The organism is Mesorhizobium sp., from assembly GCF_004962245.1.
In the GTDB taxonomy this organism is placed as follows: domain Bacteria; phylum Pseudomonadota; class Alphaproteobacteria; order Rhizobiales; family Rhizobiaceae; genus Mesorhizobium.
Window position 1 is genome coordinate 180,559 of the sequence record NZ_SUHQ01000005.1, and the last position, 18,818, is coordinate 199,376.

The 18,818-nt window shown below is 62.8% G+C and carries 15 protein-coding genes, 1 pseudogene and 1 riboswitch; of the genes and pseudogenes, 6 read left to right on the forward strand and 10 right to left on the reverse strand.

The window, feature by feature from the left end; genetic code table 11:
- Window positions 1–230 precede the first annotated feature (230 nt).
- The 3 genes from thiQ to thiB all read right to left on the reverse strand — a co-directional run bounded on the left by thiQ (window position 231) and on the right by thiB (window position 3,757).
- Window positions 231–1,004 (reverse strand): thiamine ABC transporter ATP-binding protein, encoded by a 774-nt coding sequence (thiQ, locus tag E5X88_RS07650; protein WP_292159879.1) that lies wholly within the window; start codon window positions 1,002–1,004, stop codon window positions 231–233.
- A complete protein-coding gene (gene thiP / locus E5X88_RS07655) occupies window positions 1,001–2,620 on the reverse strand; it encodes a thiamine/thiamine pyrophosphate ABC transporter permease (RefSeq protein WP_292159882.1) in 1,620 nt (539 codons plus the stop codon). The genes thiQ and thiP overlap by 4 nt, the downstream gene beginning before the upstream one ends.
- Window positions 2,621–2,743: 123 nt before the next feature.
- A complete protein-coding gene (gene thiB / locus E5X88_RS07660) occupies window positions 2,744–3,757 on the reverse strand; it encodes a thiamine ABC transporter substrate binding subunit (protein WP_292159885.1) in 1,014 nt (337 codons plus the stop codon).
- 43 nt (window positions 3,758–3,800) lie between these two features.
- Window positions 3,801–3,915, reverse strand: a riboswitch (TPP riboswitch).
- Window positions 3,916–4,030: 115 nt separating this feature from the next.
- Here thiB and E5X88_RS07665 point away from each other — a divergent pair.
- The 4 genes from E5X88_RS07665 (at window position 4,031) to E5X88_RS07680 (ending at window position 7,137) form a co-directional block, all read left to right on the forward strand.
- Complete coding sequence (locus E5X88_RS07665; RefSeq protein WP_292159888.1) at window positions 4,031–4,675, forward strand: thiamine diphosphokinase; 645 nt, start codon at window positions 4,031–4,033, stop codon at window positions 4,673–4,675.
- Window position 4,676: 1 nt separating this feature from the next.
- Window positions 4,677–6,497 carry an ABC-F family ATP-binding cassette domain-containing protein gene (locus tag E5X88_RS07670; protein WP_292159891.1) on the forward strand — a complete coding sequence of 607 codons (1,821 nt, stop codon included), beginning with the start codon at window positions 4,677–4,679 and terminating at the stop codon, window positions 6,495–6,497.
- Window positions 6,498–6,607: 110 nt separating this feature from the next.
- Complete coding sequence (locus E5X88_RS07675) at window positions 6,608–6,838, forward strand: type II toxin-antitoxin system CcdA family antitoxin (RefSeq protein WP_210211064.1); 231 nt, start codon at window positions 6,608–6,610, stop codon at window positions 6,836–6,838.
- Complete coding sequence (locus E5X88_RS07680) at window positions 6,838–7,137, forward strand: CcdB family protein (protein WP_292159894.1); 300 nt, start codon at window positions 6,838–6,840, stop codon at window positions 7,135–7,137. Before E5X88_RS07675 ends, E5X88_RS07680 begins: the two co-directional genes overlap by 1 nt.
- Window positions 7,138–7,169: 32 nt before the next feature.
- Here the strand turns inward: E5X88_RS07680 and E5X88_RS07685 are convergent, their stop codons facing one another.
- Window positions 7,170–8,789: a hypothetical protein gene (locus E5X88_RS07685; protein WP_292159897.1), complete on the reverse strand. Its 1,620-nt coding sequence runs from the start codon at window positions 8,787–8,789 to the stop codon at window positions 7,170–7,172.
- 74 nt (window positions 8,790–8,863) lie between these two features.
- Complete coding sequence (locus E5X88_RS07690; protein ID WP_292159900.1) at window positions 8,864–10,162, reverse strand: adenylosuccinate synthase; 1,299 nt, start codon at window positions 10,160–10,162, stop codon at window positions 8,864–8,866.
- A 318-nt stretch (window positions 10,163–10,480) separates the two neighbouring features.
- Here E5X88_RS07690 and E5X88_RS07695 point away from each other — a divergent pair, with 318 nt between their 5' ends.
- Window positions 10,481–11,371, forward strand: coding sequence for a DMT family transporter (locus E5X88_RS07695; RefSeq protein WP_292159903.1), 891 nt, complete (start codon window positions 10,481–10,483; stop codon window positions 11,369–11,371).
- A gap of 56 nt (window positions 11,372–11,427) precedes the next feature.
- Here E5X88_RS07695 and serA read toward each other — a convergent pair whose 3' ends face one another.
- The 5 genes from serA to glmM all read right to left on the reverse strand — a co-directional run bounded on the left by serA (window position 11,428) and on the right by glmM (window position 17,837).
- The gene (serA, locus tag E5X88_RS07700; protein WP_292159905.1) at window positions 11,428–13,029 is read right to left on the reverse strand and encodes a phosphoglycerate dehydrogenase; all 1,602 of its coding nucleotides are present in this window, start codon (window positions 13,027–13,029) and stop codon (window positions 11,428–11,430) included.
- A gap of 67 nt (window positions 13,030–13,096) precedes the next feature.
- Entirely contained in the window at window positions 13,097–14,272 is a 1,176-nt protein-coding gene (locus tag E5X88_RS07705; protein WP_292159908.1) for a phosphoserine transaminase, read from the reverse strand.
- A gap of 186 nt (window positions 14,273–14,458) precedes the next feature.
- Window positions 14,459–15,220 carry an outer membrane protein gene (locus E5X88_RS07710; RefSeq protein ID WP_292159911.1) on the reverse strand — a complete coding sequence of 254 codons (762 nt, stop codon included), beginning with the start codon at window positions 15,218–15,220 and terminating at the stop codon, window positions 14,459–14,461.
- 198 nt (window positions 15,221–15,418) lie between these two features.
- Entirely contained in the window at window positions 15,419–16,258 is an 840-nt protein-coding gene (locus tag E5X88_RS07715; RefSeq protein WP_292159914.1) for an outer membrane protein, read from the reverse strand.
- A 226-nt stretch (window positions 16,259–16,484) separates the two neighbouring features.
- A complete protein-coding gene (gene glmM / locus E5X88_RS07720; protein WP_126035458.1) occupies window positions 16,485–17,837 on the reverse strand; it encodes a phosphoglucosamine mutase in 1,353 nt (450 codons plus the stop codon).
- A 513-nt stretch (window positions 17,838–18,350) separates the two neighbouring features.
- Here glmM and E5X88_RS07725 point away from each other — a divergent pair.
- A pseudogene (locus E5X88_RS07725) lies at window positions 18,351–18,713 on the forward strand (hypothetical protein); the annotation flags it as partial.
- Window positions 18,714–18,818 lie beyond the last annotated feature (105 nt).

The following is an 18,818-nucleotide window of genomic DNA, read 5'->3' on the forward strand; positions in this document are numbered from 1 at the left end:
GAATAGCTTCCTTTCGGGTCTCAGCGCATGACCCGAAAATCGGGTATCGATTTTCAGAAAGGATCATGCGCAAAATCAAACTGCCACAGCGTCCTTCGCGCCACCAGCATCCGCGGCGCACCGTAGTGGCAAATCACACCCTATGCCGGACCAGTATCGGAGGACCTAGCCACACTACTTTGACCATGGCAAGCAAGCGCCACATGGCCTGAAGCCGGTTTGGCCGTAAATTATGTCCGCTTCCGGGCAATATCTCGTGATCCGCCGCCAAACGGACCTGCACCGATATAGTGCCTGAAGGCCTCCGGTCCAGCCTTGGTGAAAAAACCGGCCGCGGCACCCGTAGCGGCAACCGTGCCATTGTCCAGGAACACCATGTCCTGGCCGATACGGCGAGCATCTTCCGGTTGGTGCGTGACGAACAGCACCGTCATGCGCCGCTCCGCATGGACGCCGGCCACCAGATCGAGCATGTCGTCGCGCAACGCCGGTCCGAGCGAGGCGAACGGCTCATCGAGCAAAAGCACTGGCCGGTCGCGCACCAGGACGCGGGCGAGCGCGACACGCTGCCGCTCGCCACCGGACAGTTCGCGCGGCAGGCGCTGCTCCTTGCCGGCAAGGCCGACGCGCTTGAGCGCCCCGGCGATTGCAGCACGGTCGGCCTCGGTCAGCCTGAGCGACGGCGAGCGGCCGAGCCCGACATTTCGTTCGACCGAAAGATGGGCAAAGAGATTGTTCTCCTGGAACACCATCGATACCGGCCGCGCCGAAGGTGGTTTGGCGCCGACATCGGCGCCGCCGATCAGCACGCGGCCCGATCGCGGCATCTCGAAGCCGGCCACCAGATTGAGCAGCGTCGATTTCCCCGAGCCGCTCGGCCCCATGATGGCGGTGATCTTCGAAGCGGCGAACTCGACATCGAATAAGAACGGCGCTTCGCCATAGCTGAACGAGACCTTTTCCAGCCGCACGGCCGTATCGTTTTCCGCGCTGTTGTGCGTCATGATTTCTCTCTCCGTCCCAGCCAGCTCGCGGCCAGGACAAGCGCGAGACAGACCAGACCGAGCAGCAACGCCAGGCCTGCGGCGTCCATCGTGCGATAGCTGCCCATGCGCGCCAGCAGGAGATAAGGCAATGTCTGCAGGGAATCGCTGCCGAACAGGGCGATGACGCCAAGATCGCCGAGCGACAGCGCCATGGCAAAGGCAAAACCTGTGGCGAGCGGCCGCCGCAACGACGGCCAGTCGACCAGCCGGAACCGGTTCCACCCCGTAATGCCAAGCAGCAGACAGAGCCGTTCGTGGCGTTCGCTCGCCGCATCATAGCCGGGCCGGATGGCGCGGATGGCAAACGGCATCGCCATCACCGCATTGACGGTGACGACCATGACAGGGGCGATGGCAAAGACGTCGCTGACAGTGCGCAGGAGCAGGAACCAGCCGGCGCCGATGACGATGGGCGGCACGACGAGCACGAAGCCGGCGCCGGTATCGGTGGCGTGTTCGAGCAGCGTCTTGGCACCGATGCGATGGTTTAAGGCCAGCGCCCGCCGTGCCATGACGAGCGACAGCGACAGCGCCACCGAAAGCAGCGCCGCCAGCAAGGCGAGCACGGCGCTGGTCAGCGTCGCTTGCCGCACCGCGCTCTCGCCCGCCAGCCGGCCGAGATCGGCGCCAAGGCCTGACGTCACCGTGGCCGCCATCGGCCCGGCGACGAACAGCAATGCCAGAACGATCAATGCGGCGTTCAGCACGGTCTCGACGATGCTTGGCGAAAGATACCGGCGCGGCGCGACCGGCAGATTGGCGTCACCGACAGTGTTGGCGCCGAGCCGCATCAACGCCAGCACCACGATGAAGGTCAGCACGATCTGCAGCAGCGTCAGCGTCACCGCGCGGGCAGGATCGAAATCGAAACGCAGCGCCTGGTAGATGGCGACCTCCAGTGTCGTCGCGCGCGGACCGCCGCCCAGCGTCAGCACGATGGTGAAGGACGTGATGCAGAGCATGAAGACAAGCCCGGCGACCCCCGGCAGTGCCGCGCGCAGCGTCGGCCATTCGATCAGCCGGAAGGCAGGCCTGGCGCCCATGCCGAGCTGGCTCGCCAGCCGCCACTGGTCGGCCGGCACTGTCCCCAGCGCTTCGAGGAACAGCCGCGTGGCCAGCGGCAGATTGAAGAAGGCATGGGCGACAAGGATGCCGGACAGGCCGTATATGCCCGGCCAGCCCTGACCGCCAATCGCAGTGAGCACGCCGGCGAAATAGCCGGCACGGCCATAAAGGGCCAGAATGCCGAGCGCCGCGACGATGGCCGGCAGCGCCAGCGGCACGGCGAAAAGCTGCAGGATCAGGTCGCGGCCAAAGAAACGCGGATGCCGCGACAGCGCCCGAGCGACCAACAGTGCCGGCACGACGGAGAGCAGCGTCGACAGCAAAGCCTGCCACAGCGTGAAGCGGGCGACGCGGAAGAGATAGGAATCGAAGGCCGACGCAGCGCCGGAAGGGTCGCGTGCGCCTTCAAGGATGAGCCCGACGAACGCTCCGCCAATCAGCAGTGCAATGGCGGCAAGCGCGACGATGCCGGCGATGACGCGGGAGTCAGCGGGATGGCGGATCTGCATTTCGCCGTTACCCAATACTGCGATGGGTGTTGAATGACGGAAATGCTTGGCGAAGGTCGCGTTCTCGTCCACCCCCCTCTGGCCGCCGGCCAGAGGGGGGTGGTTGACAGTTACCAAAGCCAGCTACTTGCTCATTACCGACAGCCATTCGTCGACCCAGGCCTTGCGGTTGGCGGCGACCTCTTCGGGGCTGAACATCAAGGTCTTGGTCGGCTTGACGAGCTTGTCGAAGGCCGGATTGAGCGGCTTGTCGGTCTTGCCGGCCGGGAACATCCAGTTGGTTTCGGGGATCACATCCTGGAATTTCGGCCCTGTCATGAAAGCCATGAACTGTTCCGCCAGCGGGTTCTTCGCACCTGACGTGGTGATGCCGGCAACCTCGATCTGCAGATACTCGCCCTCCTCGAAGGACGCCGCCTGATAGCGTTCGGTGTTTTCGGCGACCATGTGATAGGCCGGCGATGTGGTGTAGGACAGCACCATCGGCGCCTCGCCCTTGGTGAACAGGCCATAGGCCTCGCTCCAGCCCGGCGTCACTGTGAGCACCTTCGCCTTGAGCTTGGCCCAGGCTTCCGGAGCCTTGTCGCCATAGACCGACCTCACCCACAACAGCAGCCCGAGACCGGGCGTCGAGGTACGCGGATCCTGGATGACGATCTTCTCATCGGCATTGCCCTCGACCAATTCCTTCAGGCTCTTCGGCGGGTTTTTCAGCTTTTCGGTGTCGTAGACGACGGCGAAATAACCATAGTCGAACGGCACGAAAATATCATCGCTCCAACCGCCCGGCACATTGACGTCGATTACCGCGCCGTGCGGCGAAAACAGGCCGGTGGCCTTGGCTTCCGCCGTCAGATTGGTGTCGAGGCCGAGCACAATATCGGCCTTGGTAGCGGCCCCTTCCAGCCTGACGCGGTTGAGCAGCGCGACGCCATCGGCGACCGCGACGAAATCAAGAGTACAGCCGCATTCCGCCTCGAAGGCCTTCTTCACCGCGGGGCCTGGACCCCAATCGGCGGTGAAACTCTCATAGGTATAGACGGTGAGTTTCTCTTGCGCGGATGCCGGCCAGGTGCCGGCGAGAACGGACGCCGCCAGCAGTATTGCCGAAACAAGGGGGTATAAAAACGTGCGCATCGGCGCCTCCTTCGTTCGCATTGAAAGGAATTGAGGCGTCGGGTTTTCCGAAACGTCTAATCCCTCCGCCGGTACAAGCCGGATCAGGTTCAGCGGGTTGGCATCGTTGCCTCTCAGCTGGTCCGCGAAGATCGCGTCCAGCACCCCGTTAGAGCGTTTCGACACATAGGCCCGGCCCAAGTGCGGCGCAAGCGGAAGTTTGCCGGGCATCCGGAGCGCGGCCTTCCGTTTCGCCTTCCGTTTCCTGGGCAGGGCTGGTAAGGGCCACGAGATATGAGCGCATTCACCATCCTGCTTGGCGGCGATCTTATCCGCACGCCGCTGCTCGACCGCCAGGTCGCCGGCACACGCGTCATCGCCGCTGATGCCGGCATCGGCCATGCCCGGACTTTGGGCGTGACGCCGGAACTCTGGGTCGGTGACTTCGATTCCGTCCCGGCGGATTTGCCGGACGATCTGACCGCCGTTCCCCGTCAGGTGTTTCCGGCCGAAAAGGACAACACCGACGGCGAACTGGCCATCGCTGCCGCGCTCGAACGCGGCGCGACCAGCCTCGTGCTCGCAGGCGCGTTCGGCGGCAGGCGCATCGACCACGCATTTCTGCATCTGGCGCTCAGCCTGCGACTGGCGGAAAGCGGGACGGACGTGCTTTTGACCAGCGGGGCGCAGGAAGGCATCCCCTTGCTCCCCGGAAAGGCCGGCTTCGACTACGCCGACGGCACGCTGTTTTCGATTCTCGACTTCTCCGATCTTTCCGGCCTGACCGTCTCCGGCGCCAAATGGCCGCTGAACCATGTCGAGGTGGCGTTCGGCTCGTCGCTGACCCTTTCCAATGAGGTCAAGGGTCGGCTCGAAATCGCGCTGGACAGCGGCCGCGCGCTGTTGCTCGCCCATCCTTTTCCCTTACCCGAAAGCTGACATGGCGCCGCCACTTCTCAATCTCGACGGGATAAAACTGACCTTCGGTGGCACGCCGCTGCTCGACGGGGCGGAACTGACAGCGTCGGCCGGTGACAAGATTGCTTTGGTCGGCCGCAACGGCTCGGGCAAGTCGACGTTACTCAAGATCGCAGCAGGGTTGATCGAGCCGCAGGACGGCGAGGTGTTTCGCCAGCCTTCTGCGACAGTGCGCTACCTGCCGCAAATGCCCGACATGGACGGTTTCGCCAGCGTCCGCGCCTATGTCGAGGCGGGGCTCGGACCCGCCGACGATCCCTACCGCGCCACCTATCTGATGGAGCATCTCGGCCTGTCCGGCGAGGAACGGCCGAACGACCTGTCCGGCGGCGAGGCGCGCCGTGCTGCCCTTGCCCGCGTCATGGCGCCGGAGCCCGACATTCTCCTCCTCGATGAGCCGACCAACCATCTCGATCTTTCAGTCATCGAATGGCTGGAGGAGGAACTTGTCCGCACCTCTTCGGCGCTGATCGTCATCTCACACGACCGCCGCTTCCTCGAACGCGTGTCGCGCGCCACCGTCTGGCTCGATCGCGGCCAGACCCGCAGGCTCGACAAGAGCTTCGGCCATTTCGAGGAATGGCGCGACCAGGTGCTGGAGGAGGAAGAGCGCGAGCAGCACAAGCTTGGCCGCCAGATCGTGCGCGAGGAGCACTGGCTGCGCTATGGCGTGACGGCGCGACGCAAGCGCAACATGCGCCGGCTCGGCGAACTGCAGACCATGCGCCAACGTTTTCGCGGCCATCGCGGCGCCGAGGGCGCGGCGACCATGGTGGCCAGCGACGCGGCCGAATCCGGCAAACTGGTCATCGAAGCCAAGAACATCGAGAAAAGCTTTGGCGACCTCACCGTGGTCAAGGGCTTCTCGACCCGCATCCAGCGCGGCGACCGCGTCGGCCTTGTCGGGCCGAACGGCGCCGGCAAGACGACGCTGCTGAAGATGCTGACCGGCGAATTGAAGCCGGACTCGGGCACGGTGCGGCTCGGCACCAATCTGGAGATCGCCACGCTAGACCAGAAGCGCGAGGCGGTCGATCCGCAAGAGACGCTGGCGCAATATCTCACCGACGGGCGCGGCGAGAACCTTGTCATCAACGGCGAGCAGCGCCACGTCGTCTCCTACATGAAGGACTTCCTGTTCAAGCCGGAACAGGCGCGCACGCCAGTGCGCGAGCTTTCGGGCGGAGAGCGGGCGCGGCTGCTGCTGGCCCGTGTGCTGGCACGGCCGGCAAACCTGCTGGTGCTCGACGAGCCGACCAACGACCTCGACATGGAGACGCTGGAACTGCTGCAGGAACTGGTCGCAGGTTTTGCAGGCACGGTCATCCTGGTCAGCCATGACCGCGATTTCCTCGATCGCACCGTGACCAGCCTGATCGCACCGGACGACGGCGGCCGCTGGATCGAATATGCCGGCGGCTATTCCGACATGCTGGCGCAGCGCGGCGGCACCAGGCTCGATGATCGCAAGGCGCGGCCGAAGGCCGAAACCGGCGAGGCGACAGCGGTGGGCAGGGCCGAAGCGGCTGCGCCGAAGGGACCAGCGAAGAAACTGTCGTTCAAGCAGAAATTCGCACTGGAATCGCTGCCGAAGAAGATCGAGGCGGTGACAGCCTCGATTTCGCGGCTGGAGAACAACATAGCCGACCCGGCCTATTACGAGCGCGACCCGGCCTCGTTCCAGAAGACCATCGCCGCCCTCGACCAGGAGCGCGCCACGCTGGCAGCGCTCGAGGAGGAGTGGCTGGAGCTGGAGATGCTGCGCGAGGAGATGGAGGGGTGAGGAGCCTTCGGCGGAGGACGGCCATGGCGAAGGACTGAAAAGCGTCGCGACCTGAACCTTATGCGCATATACTATGCGCATAACCCAGGGCGAATCCAATGCATCATTCCATCCCGAAATCGCAGCGAAAGTCCGTCAACACCTCGATCGATTCAAAGCTGATCGAGGAGGCAAAAGCACTCGGCATAAATATGTCGCGCGCCGCCGAACAGGGAATTGCAAAGGCGATTTCGGATGAGAAATCGCGGCGCTGGTTACTGGAGAACAGGGAAGCGATCGAAAGCTCAAATGAGTATGTGAGGCGCAACGGGCTGCCATTGGCCAAATATCGGCTGTTTTGATGGCTCGCTACGACCTCTACCACAATGTCGAAGGCGATGCCTATCTACTCGACGTTCAGTGCGATCTTCTTGGACACCTCAACACACGCGTCGTCGTACCGCTGCTGCCGCCCAATAGCGCGCCCGTACCGGGTCGCCGCCTGAACCCGATCTTCGTCATCGATGGAAAAGACTATGTAATGGTCACCCAATTCATATCGGCCGTGACAGATACCGAACTACGCCAGGCCGGTGGCAATCTGTCGAAGCACCATGACGACATCGTGGCCGCACTCGATATGCTGTTCCAGGGCTTCTGAGCCAAAGGGAGCGTTGGGCTGGTGGGCGAGCCTCAGCCAGCCGTCTTCGCTTGCCAGGCCTTCAACGCCTCGTCGAACACCTTCTCGCCGGGAATGCCCTTTTCCATGGTGAGCAGCGCCCGCCGTCCGGTCTTGTAGACGACCGGCACATCGATCCAGTTCTGGCCCCGCAGCAGGGTCAGATTGGCGTTTTCGTCCGCCTTGGTGTCGTTAAGTGCGACCAGGAAGAAGCCGTCGGCGATCTTGGCCGGGATGCCGATCAGCGGACTGCCTGCATCCTGTTCAGAGCCCTTCATGGCGACGCGCAAGATGTTGTCGACGCCGCCGCCCTCGAAGCCATCAGGCGTCAGGAAGATCATCTCGATGATGTGGCTGGCTGGCAGCGTCTGGTCGGTGTTGCGGCGGATGGTCATGCGCAATTGCACGTCCTTGCCGGGGATGCTCGCCTCGGCGCGGATCGCCGGCTCGGGCGGCAGATTGCCGCCGGGCGATTCCTGCACAAGCGACCAGACGATGCTGCCGGGCTCGGCCGAGCCCTGAGCGGTGCTGGTGCGCTCCTCGTAGAAGATCGCCTTCTGGCCGACCGCCAGCGCGGTTTCCGCAGGCGCTGCCGGTGTGGCACCCGGGGTCGGCGCTGCCGGGGCTGCGGTATCCGGCGTGGCTCCGTCGGCAGGCGGTGTTGCCGCCGGGGCCGCGCCCGGCGTGGTGGGCTCATTCGTGGCTTGCGCATCGCCGGCTGGCGCTTGAGGCACGGGAGTGGCCGGCGGCGGCGTGGTCAGCGCTGCGACGGATTCGCCCTCTCCGATGCCGCTTTGTCCTGAAGCGGGGCCGGGATCGACCTCACCGCCCTCGGGCGTAAGGCGCTGGGTGAACTTTGCGCCCTCGGTGTCCGTTGCAGCCGGTTCGGCCGGGGGCCTTGCCGCAGCATCGGCGGCCGGGTCGGCATCGGCAACCGGGTCGGCGGGGGCCGCCGGCTTCACCAGTGGTTTGGTCGTTGCGACCTCGGAACTGTTGAGACCCAACATGCTGCTGAACGCGTCCTTGTTCAGCCAGATGCCGTAGCCACCGCCGGCAACAACGAGCAAAGCGACCACAGCGGCAATCAGCCCGCCATAGCTGCGCTTGCGCTCGGCCGGACGCGGACGCGGAAAGGTACCGGACGGCGCCGGCCCGTCGTCGGAAAAGACATCGTCCCTGAAAACATCGCCCTTGTCGTCCGCCGCTGGAATATCCGTTTCCGATGGCACGGGATCGGCGCGCTCTGGAGAAGAAGCAACGGACGGCGGTTTTTGCCAATTCGGCACCGCCTTGGCGGCTGGCGCCGGCTGCCATGCCGGCTCGGTCTTCACCGGCTGCCGGACATGGCTGGATTGATTCTTGTTGCGATCAATGGAGGAGAAGATGTCCTCCAGTTCCGCCAGTGGATCGGATGCCGGCGCAGGCTTGGCATACTCCCGCTCGACGCTGGCAATGGCGTCTTCCAAGGTACGCTTATGCTGGGCAATTACCGACGGCGCCAGCGGCGGTGTGTTCTTGGCCAGCTTGTCTGCGATGGTGACGCGAGCTTTGTCATAGACTCTCGCGCGCACCTCCGGCGTCGGGTTGCTGAGCCCGCCGAGCGTCCTTTTCAGAGGACCAACAAAATCTGCCATGCTTCAGTCGACCTGCATTTCGTTTCTGGGCCGGCCTCCGCAAATCGGCCGCGATGCCCGGAACGGCTGAGAATCTAGTCTTGAAACGGATCGGTCACAAGTATTGTGTCGTCCCGTTCCGGGCTGGTGGAAAGGAGTGCGACCGGCGCGCCGATCAGTTCCTCGATGTGACGGACATATTTGACGGCCTGGGCCGGCAGGTCGTTCCAGCTTCTGGCGCCGGCGGTGGTGCCTTTCCAGCCCTCCAGCGTCTCGTAAACCGGTTCGACGCGCGCCTGAGCACCCTGGCTGGCCGGCAAATAGTCGATCGCCTCGCCATCGAGCCGATAGCCGGTGCAGACCTTGATCTCGTCCAGCCCGTCGAGCACGTCGAGCTTGGTCAGCGCGATGCCCTTGATGCCGTTGACGGCGACGGCCTGGCGAACCAGCACGGCATCGAACCAGCCGCAGCGGCGCTTGCGGCCGGTGACGACGCCAAACTCGTGACCCCGCGTGCCCAGGAACTCGCCGATCTCGTTCTTCTGTTCGGTCGGGAACGGACCTTCGCCGACACGCGTCGTATAGGCCTTGGTGATGCCGAGCACATAGCCGATGGCGCCCGGGCCGACGCCGGAACCGGCGGAGGCCTGGCCGGCGACCGTATTGGACGAGGTGACGAACGGATAGGTGCCGTGATCGATGTCGAGCAGCGTGCCTTGCGCGCCCTCGAACAGGATGCGTTCGCCGGCGCGGCGCTTGTCGTCGAGGATCTTCCAGACGCGGTCCATATAGGGCAGGATCTCGTCGGCGACCGAAATCAGCTCATTCATGATCGCCTCATGGGTGACTTCGGCGTGGCCGAGCCCGCGGCGCAGCGCATTGTGATGCGTGAGCAGCCTGTCGACCTTCAGGGGCAGCGTTTCCAAATCCGCCAAATCCATCACCCTGACCGCGCGCCGGCCCACCTTGTCCTCGTAAGCGGGGCCGATGCCACGACGGGTCGTGCCAATCTTCGTTCCGGAATTGGAGGCGGCATCCTCGCGGAATCCGTCCAACTCCCGGTGCAGCGACAGGATAAGCGCGGTGTTTTCGGCTATTTTCAGGCGCTCCGGCGTCACCTCGACGCCCTGCGCCTTCAACTTCGCCACTTCCGCGACGAAGGCGTGCGGATCGAAGACGACGCCATTGCCGATGATGGACAGCTTGCCTTGCCGCACCACGCCGGAGGGCAGCAGCGACAGCTTGTAGACCTTGCCGTCAACGACCAACGTATGACCGGCATTGTGGCCGCCCTGGAAGCGCACGACGACGTCGGCGCGTTCCGACAGCCAGTCGACGATCTTGCCTTTGCCCTCGTCGCCCCATTGCGAGCCGACGACCACCACATTGGCCATGTTTCTTTTCCCCTGAGGCGCCGCTCGGAGCGGATTGAAATGGATCGAAACGACAGGCTTCTATCGCATCGGCCCGAAAATCGGAATCTATTTTCGGTAAGCACGATGCGAAGATTCAAAGCCCTTGGAACACGTAGTTGTGCGTCCAGGTGAACGTACGTCGCTCTATAACGTCAAGACCCGGCGAGCGCGACCATTCTTTGCCGCCGAAATCGCTCTCAGGCACAACAATTTTCGCCTTTGACATCATTTACTTGGGCGAATCACCACAATAGGTCGGCAAAGACCCTTCGCCTGCCTCCCCGGCTGGAAGTCGCTATGCATCGGACCGCCTATCTGTTCCTGCTGTTCACCACCTTGCTGTGGGGCGGCAACTCCGTGGCGGGCAAGCTGGCGGTCGATCACATTTCGCCGATGACGCTGGTCTTCCTGCGCTGGCTTCTGGCCGTTCTGATCATGCTGCCGATCGGCTGGCGAACGCTGCGCGAGGACTGGCCGGTGATGCGCAGGCATTGGTTGCTGCTTGGCGGGCTCGGCGCTTGCGGCTTCACCTTCTTTAACGCGATCTTCTACACGGCGCTCAATTACACGACGGCGATCAACGTCTCGATCGAGCAGGCGGCGATACCGATCGTGATCATCCTCGCCAATTTCGTGCTGTTTCGCCTGCGTGTGAACCGGGTGCAGATCGCCGGCGTCGTGCTGACGATCATCGGCGTTGCCCTGACCGCCAGCCACGGCGATCTGCGCCAGCTTCTCAAGCTGGATCTCAACTTCGGCGACGCCATCATGCTGATCGCAGTGCTTTGCTACAGCCTCTACTCGGTCGGGCTGCGGCTGAAGCCGGCCATGCGCTGGCAGAGCCTGATGCTGGCGCTGTCGGTTGCGGCACTTGCCACCTCTGTGCCTTTCTTCCTGTGGGAGGTGGCCGCCGGCAAGGTCATCGTCCCCGATGCACGCGGCTGGGCGATCGCGTTCTACACCGCGATCGGCGCCTCGGTCGTCTCGCAACTCTTCTACATCAGGGGCAACGAGCTGATCGGCGCCAATCGGGCCGGCCTGTTCATCAACCTGGTGCCGATCTTCGGAACGCTGCTTTCGGTGCTGATCGTCGGTGAGACATTCCAGCCCTATCAAGGCCTGGCTCTCGTGCTGGTGCTTGGCGGCATCAGCCTCGCCGAATACAGCGGAAGGAAGATGGCGATATAGGGTGAAAAAGGCGCGGGCCAGGCCGCGCCTTTCATATGCCTTCTCGGAAATTCAGATCAGGCGCCGCCCACATCGAAATGCAGCCTCTTGGCGGAGTCGATCGACTTGTGCGCCCGCACCTGTTCCAGCACGTTGTCCGGAAACGGCGCATCGAGATAGAGCAGCGCGATAGCATCGCCGCCAGGCCGGTTGCGGCCGAGTTGGAAGTTGGCGATGTTGACGCCGTTCTCGCCGCAGACCGTGCCAAGCAGACCGATGATTCCCGGCGCGTCGGCGTTGGTCGTGTAGAGCATGTGCTGGCCGACTTCGGCGTCGAGGTTGATGCCCTTGATCTGGATGAAGCGCGGCTTGCCGTCCGAGAAGCAGGTGCCGGCGATCGAACGCGTCTTATGCTCGGTCTTGACCGTCAGCTTGATATAGCCGTCGAACACGCCGGATTTGTCGCGCTTGACCTCGGCGACGATGATGCCGCGCTCCTTAACCATGATCGGCGCCGACACCATGTTGACGTCAGAGACCTGCGGCCGGATCAGCCCGGCAAGAGTGGCACTGATAAGCGCGCGCGTATTCATCGTCGCGGTCGAGCCGTCGAACAGGATCTCGACCTCCTTGATCGGATCCTCTGTGACCTGGCCGACAAAGGCGCCGAGCACTTCGGCAAGTTTGACGAAAGGTTTCAGGCGCGGCGCCTCCTCGGCGGTGATCGACGGCATGTTGATGGCGTTGGAAACGGCGCCCTTGATCAGATAGTCGGCCATTTGCTCGGCGACCTGCAGGGCGACATTCTCCTGCGCTTCGGTGGTCGACGCGCCGAGATGCGGCGTCGCCACCACATTCTCCATGCCGAACAGTTCGCTCTTCTCCGCCGGTTCGACCTCGAACACATCGATGCCGGCACCTGCCACCTTGCCGCTTTTCAGCGCCGCGATCAGGTCGGCCTCGACGATCAGCCCGCCACGGGCGCAGTTGATGATGCGTACGCCGGTCTTCATTTTGGCGATCGCGGCGGCGTCGATGATGTTGCGCGTCTTGTCGGTCAGCGGCGTGTGCAGGGTGATGAAATCGGCGCGGGCGAACAGTTCGTCGAGTTCGACCTTCTCGACCCCGAGCTCCTCGGCGCGGCTGTCCGACAGGAACGGGTCGAACGCGATGACGTGCATCTTCAGGCCGACGCCGCGCGTGGCCACGATAGAGCCGATATTGCCGCAGCCGATGATGCCCAGCGTCTTGCCGGTGATCTCGATGCCCATGAAGCGGTTCTTTTCCCATTTGCCGGCATGGGTCGAGGCATTGGCTTCAGGTATCTGGCGAGCGAGCGCGAAGATCATCGCGACGGCGTGCTCGGCGGTGGTGATCGAATTTCCGAAGGGCGTGTTCATCACGATGATGCCCTTGCGGCTCGCCGCCGGGATGTCGACATTGTCGACGCCGATGCCGGCGCGGCCAACCACCTTCAATCTGGTGGCGGCGTTGATCAGCTTTTCGGTGACTTTCGTCGCCGAACGGATGGCGAGGCCGTCATACTGGCCGATCACTTCAAGGAGCTTCTCCTTGTCCTTGCCGAGATCGGGCAAGTAATCGACCTCGACGCCGCGATCCCTGAAGATCTGCACGGCGGTAGGGGAGAGTTTGTCTGAGACGAGAACGCGGGGCGCCATAGCGGCCTCCTTTGAATGGGAATTGATCCGTTTGGGAAAGGGCGGCCCGAGGGCCGCCACGGGAAACTCAGGCGGCCGCCTTGAGCGACGCCTTTTGCGCGGCAAAGGCCCAGTCGAGCCAGGGCAGCAGCGCTTCGAGGTCGGATGTCTCGACCGTGGCCCCGCACCAGATGCGCAGGCCGGGGGGCGCATCGCGATAGGCGCCGATGTCGTAAGCGACGCCTTCCTTGTCGAGCGCCGAGACGATGCCCTTGACGAAAGCCGCTTGTCCGTCGGCATCGAACGCCGCGACATCCGGGTCGGTGAAGGAAAGACAGACCGACGTGTTCGACCGCGTCGCCGGATCGGTGGCCAGATGGCCGAGCCACGAGGATCTGCGGACGAAACCGTCGAGAACGGCGGCATTGGCATCGGCGCGGGCAATCAAGGCGTCGAGCCCGCCGATCGACTTCGCCCAACGCAGCGCGTCGAGATAGTCCTCGACGCACAGCATCGACGGCGTGTTGATGGTCTCGCCCTTGAAGATGCCTTCGATGAGCTTGCCGCCCGACGTCAGGCGGAAGATCTTCGGCAGCGGCCAGGCCGGCTTGTAGCTTTCCAGCCGCTCGACGGCGCGCGGGCTGAGGATTAGCATGCCGTGCGCACCTTCACCGCCCAGAACCTTCTGCCAGGAAAAGGTGACGACATCGAGCTTCTGAAAATCGAGTCTTTGTGCAAAGGCTGCCGACGTGGCATCGCAGATGGTCAGGCCCTTACGGCCGGCCGGGATGAAATCGCCGTTCGGTACGCGCACGCCTGATGTGGTGCCGTTCCAGGTGAAGACCACGTCGCGGTCGAAGTCGATCTTTGTCAGATCTGGCAGCGCGCCGTAGCCGGCTTCGATCCTGCGCACGTCGGCGAGCTTCATCTGCTTGACGACATCGGTGACCCAGCCGGAACCGAAACTCTCCCAGGCGACCATGTCGACGCCGCGCTCGCCGAGCAGCGACCACAGCGCCATCTCGACCGCGCCGGTGTCCGACGCCGGCACGATGCCGATGCGATAATCGGCCGGAACCTGGAGGATCTCCCGCGTCAGCTCGATCGCCTGTTCGAGCTTGGTCTTGCCGATCTTGGCGCGGTGCGAACGTCCGAGCGCGGCATTGCTCAGCGCCTCGACCGACCAGCCGGGACGTTTTGCGCAGGGACCTGAGGAAAAATTGGGATTTGCCGGACGGAGTCCGGGCTTCGTATGTGTCGTCATCGTGGTCTATCCTTCCAGATAGTGGCCCCTCGTTGGGGAGGGGTGGCCCACGGACGGCGATATGCGCTCAGGCTTCGGGCGTCAAGGGGAAAGTTTTCGTCGCTGGCAGGATACTAAGTCTCCATCAGCCGAAAACAGAACGACGGACCGAAGCCCGCCGCTGCCATTCCTAGGCTTTCGCCGTGCCTACCAGAGGTCGTAGCGTAATCCGACCTTGACTTGGTGATTGCTGATCCCTTTGCGGATCGGATACGAATCCAAATCTTCTGCGGTGGCATATTCAGCATCGGGTGCGGAAAAATATTGATAGCCCAGATCGACGGAAACATTCTTGGATACTTGATAGGCAAGGCCCGCATTCAGCGTATAGGCAAAAGAATACTGGGTCTTGTTGTCCTGCAGAACGAAATCGTCGGTAGGGTCATCGTTGTCGGTGAAATAGCTCGCCGAAAGCTTGCGCTTGCTCTGGACGACGCCGATACCCGCGCCGAGATAGGGCGTGATCCCAACATAGGTGCCAAGATCGACATAGCCATTCAGCATGCCTGAGAACGCGTAGTTTTTCAGAGTTCCGGATGCCACGGTCGCTGGATCCGCGGTCGCTGAATCGTCATAGCCGACGCTGATCTTGTTTCCGGGCAGATAGCCGAGGTTGAGATCGGCGCGCAGATAGTCGTTGAAATGGTAGCCGAAGCCGATGCTGGCAAAGATGGGGTCTTCTTTGTTGCTGAAGCTCGCCGGCGTGAAGGCGAAATCCTCATTTTCGAAGCTCTTCTCCGGCAGATAGGAAACATCGCCGCGCAGATACCATCCGGAGCCGACCTCGACCGGCACATAGTCCGGTGCCTGGTCGACATAGATCGGCGGATCGTAGTCGGCGCCAAGAGCCTGCAGCGGCATCAGGACGATTGCTGCAAGCACCAACGCTGTGCGCGATTTGACTGTCATGTCCCCGGCTCCCGAAGGTGGCGCCATTCGCGATTGCGAGCGCCGTTTCAAGAGGCATTGTTAACCATAGTGGTTAAGTGGCGGTTAAGGATAACATAGCGTTAGCGAATTGATTCCGATGCGCTTTAGACTGACCCCGACGCAAACGAAGACCGCCCGGCCTTGGCCGGGCGGTCCGCAAACCTGCACTCGAAGCGATTACTTGGTGTAGATCGGTTCGGGTTCGTAGGCGATCGGCTCCGGCTGGGCGCAGTCCGATTTGCCGAACTGGTAGCGCAGGCCACCGCGCACTTCGTGCGTGTTGATGCCCTTGTCATAACCCGGACCGACATTGCTGTCTGAAGCGTAGTTGAACATCTTCCCGCCATTGATGTGGCTGAAACGGTAACCAACATCGAGCTTGACCCGGTCGGTCAGGCAGTAGGACGCACCCGCCATGGCAGCATAGGCAAAACGCCAGCCCTTGCCGCCACCATGCTCGAACTCACCGTCGTCGTCGCTGTTGTGCAGCGTATCCCACTTGACCCAGGCGCCGCCGATGCCGGCGCCGACATAGGGCGTGACGCCGTGCCATGTGCCGATATCAACATAGGCGTTGGCAAGAAGCAGCAGCGCCGTATAGGACGACGTGTCGACCGAAGTACAGGGCGTTTGATCAATGCCACAAAACCCGCTGGTCGAGCCGCGGAATTTGGATTTGCTCATCCAGTCCGCGGTCAGATCGGTGCGGAAATGCTGGTTGATCTGGTAACCGACGCCGACACCGGCCGAGAAGGCGCTCTCCAGCTTGCCGCTGTCGAACCTGCCCGTTCCCGGCGGATCACCATAGGTGATGTAGTCGGCGCCGCGAAACTTCGACCAGTGATAGTCGATGTCGCCGCGAATGTACCAGCCGCCATACTCGACTGGCTGCTCGTAGGCGGCCGGCGGCGGGGCCGGCTCGATCACGGGCGGCTCCACGAAGTCGGCGGCGAACACTGGTCCGGCTACGCCCGCGAACAGCGCCGCAAAGAGGGCCATTCTTGCTGTATTGAACATGCTTGTCACCCCTGAGAACCCTCGGCACAGCGAACGCGTCCGAATATGATTGGCTTCAATCGTGGATAATGAATTGGAAAAGTTAAAAGGCGTTTAACCGTATCGCTTAACCATGAACCTCTAGATCTTTCAGGATTCGCGTCATTTCCCGTGGATGAATTGACGTGCAATCCAACGAAAAAAGCCCGCCGGGAGGGCGGGCTTTCAAACTGCCAGAAGCGCAGGATCAGGCGGCGCTGCGCGTTTCCGAAATGACCTCGACGATGTCGTTGACGACGGCCTCGACCAGTTGCTGGTCGTCGCCTTCCGCCATGACGCGGATGAGCGGCTCCGTGCCGGATGGCCGGATGACCAGGCGCCCGGACTTGCCCAGGCGGTGGCGCGCATCCTCGATCGCCGCCTTGACCGGGGCTTCCTCGAGCGGCTTGCCGCCGGAAATATGGACGTTCTTCAGAAGCTGCGGCACCGGCGCGAACTTCTTCGACAGTTCGCTGACCGGCCGGTTCTGCCGCTTGATGCAGGCGAGCACCTGCAGCGCCGAGACGAGGCCGTCGCCGGTCGTAGAAAAATCGGACAGCACGATGTGGCCCGACTGTTCGCCGCCGACATTCAGGCCGTGCGCGCGCATGTGCTCGACGACATAGCGGTCGCCGACCTTGGTGCGATGCAACTGCAGGTTCATGTCGCCGAGGAAGCGTTCGAGGCCGAGATTCGACATCACCGTCGAGACGACGCCGCCGCCGGCCAGCCGTCCGCTCTGATGCCAGGACTCGGCGATCAGCGCCATGATCTGGTCGCCATCGACGATCGCGCCATTCTCGTCGACGATGACGACACGGTCGGCATCGCCATCGAGCGCGATGCCGATGTCGGCGCGCACTTCGTGCACCTTCTTCTGCAGGCCGGCCGGATGGGTCGAGCCGCACTCCTTGTTGATGTTGAAGCCGTTGGGCTCGACATTGATCGCGACGACCTCAGCGCCGAGTTCCCACAGCGCCTCGGGCGCCACCTTGTAGGCAGCGCCGTTGGCGCAATCGACGACGATGCGGAGGCCCGAAAGCGACATCGACCGCGGCAGCGTGCGCTTGGCGAATTCGATATAGCGGTCATGGACGCCGTCGACGCGCTTGGCGCGGCCAAGCCCATCCGAATCGGCGAGCGCCAGATCGATGTCCTTGTCGAGCATCCCCTCGATGCGCTCCTCGATCTCGTCGGAGAGCTTGTAGCCATCGGGGCCGAACAGCTTGATGCCGTTGTCGTAATAAGGATTGTGCGAGGCCGAGATCATCACGCCGATGTCGGCGCGCAACGAGCGCACCAGCATGGCGACGGCAGGTGTCGGAATCGGGCCGAGCAAGAACACGTCCATGCCCGCGGCGCACAGGCCCGACACCATCGCATTCTCGATCATGTAGCCGGAAAGTCTGGTGTCCTTGCCGAGCACGACGCGGTGGCGGTGGTTGCCGCGCTGGAATGAGAGGCCGGCGGCCATGCCGACCCTCATGGCGACCTCCGCCGTCATTGGAAACCTGTTGGCGCGCCCGCGAATGCCGTCCGTACCGAAATAACTTCCTGCCATGCTAGTCAGCTTCCCGATGGTTCTTCCCCGGCACGTCATGCCACAAATTGGCCCGAGCCCTATCATCACAATGCACGATTATATGTCACCATTCCTTAGAAAATCGTTGTTTTGTGTGATTTGTGTCACGCTGATGTGGTGGTCTTCAAGTTCCTGCCCTGTATGCGGCAGCAGCGTTCAGGAACTTCAACTCAAACGCACTGGAGTCCGGATGATGTGTCAAGGTGGCTCAACCCAAATTCGCGCGCCGTGCTGCTCCGCGCCGAGCCGCATTCGGGACCGCCGCACCGGCCGGCGATGTCTTGGACGTGGGCCGCCCAATACGCGCTCTCCGTGCAAATGCAGTCGGAAAGATTCACCTGGGAGACCCATAGCCCACAACGATTTCATCACCTTATGGAAAGAATCCGGCTTCCAAACGGTCTTTACGCTACTTAGCATCTGGCGCAACCAGTCGTTGAGCGCTATTGCTTGTTGAGGGACATATCATGAACCCTGTACGGGAGAAAACGCATGCTCATCCATCGAATTGCCACTTTGACGGGTCTTGCCGTCGTGACCTTGTTCCTGGCAGCGCCAGCCAATGCGCTGACCATGGCCGAGTGCAGCACCAAGTATAACGCGGCCAAGGACGCTGGAACACTTGGCGGACAGAACTGGAACCAGTTCCGCAAGGCACAATGCGGCACCGACGCCACCGCAACCGACACCGCGCCAGCCAAGGCAGACACCACCAGCGCTGCCACCGGCGACGATGCGGCACCAGGCCTGACGGCGAAGGAATGCAGCACCAAATATCAGGCTGCGAAGGCCGCCGGCACGTTGAATGGCATGAAGTGGAACGACTTCCGCAAGAGCGAATGCGCTGCCGGCGCCAGCGCGGCGGCAGAACCCGCCGAGACGCCCAAAGCGGCGGCGGCTACCGGCGACGATGCGGCACCAGGCCTGACGGCGAAGGAATGCAGCACCAAATATCAGGCC

Excerpts from the sequence above, each read along its gene's own strand:
- thiQ (WP_292159879.1), bottom strand. The coding sequence starts at position 1,004 with ATGACGCACAACAGCGCGGAAAACGATACGGCCGTGCGGCTGGAAAAG.
- thiP (WP_292159882.1), bottom strand. The coding sequence starts at position 2,620 with ATGCAGATCCGCCATCCCGCTGACTCCCGCGTCATCGCCGGCATCGTC.
- thiB (WP_292159885.1), bottom strand. The coding sequence starts at position 3,757 with ATGCGCACGTTTTTATACCCCCTTGTTTCGGCAATACTGCTGGCGGCG.
- E5X88_RS07665 (WP_292159888.1), top strand. The coding sequence starts at position 4,031 with ATGAGCGCATTCACCATCCTGCTTGGCGGCGATCTTATCCGCACGCCG.
- E5X88_RS07670 (WP_292159891.1), top strand. The coding sequence starts at position 4,677 with ATGGCGCCGCCACTTCTCAATCTCGACGGGATAAAACTGACCTTCGGT.
- E5X88_RS07680 (WP_292159894.1), top strand. The coding sequence starts at position 6,838 with ATGGCTCGCTACGACCTCTACCACAATGTCGAAGGCGATGCCTATCTA.
- E5X88_RS07685 (WP_292159897.1), bottom strand. The coding sequence starts at position 8,789 with ATGGCAGATTTTGTTGGTCCTCTGAAAAGGACGCTCGGCGGGCTCAGC.
- E5X88_RS07690 (WP_292159900.1), bottom strand. The coding sequence starts at position 10,162 with ATGGCCAATGTGGTGGTCGTCGGCTCGCAATGGGGCGACGAGGGCAAA.
- E5X88_RS07695 (WP_292159903.1), top strand. The coding sequence starts at position 10,481 with ATGCATCGGACCGCCTATCTGTTCCTGCTGTTCACCACCTTGCTGTGG.
- serA (WP_292159905.1), bottom strand. The coding sequence starts at position 13,029 with ATGGCGCCCCGCGTTCTCGTCTCAGACAAACTCTCCCCTACCGCCGTG.
- E5X88_RS07705 (WP_292159908.1), bottom strand. The coding sequence starts at position 14,272 with ATGACGACACATACGAAGCCCGGACTCCGTCCGGCAAATCCCAATTTT.
- E5X88_RS07710 (WP_292159911.1), bottom strand. The coding sequence starts at position 15,220 with ATGACAGTCAAATCGCGCACAGCGTTGGTGCTTGCAGCAATCGTCCTG.
- E5X88_RS07715 (WP_292159914.1), bottom strand. The coding sequence starts at position 16,258 with ATGTTCAATACAGCAAGAATGGCCCTCTTTGCGGCGCTGTTCGCGGGC.
- glmM (WP_126035458.1), bottom strand. The coding sequence starts at position 17,837 with ATGGCAGGAAGTTATTTCGGTACGGACGGCATTCGCGGGCGCGCCAAC.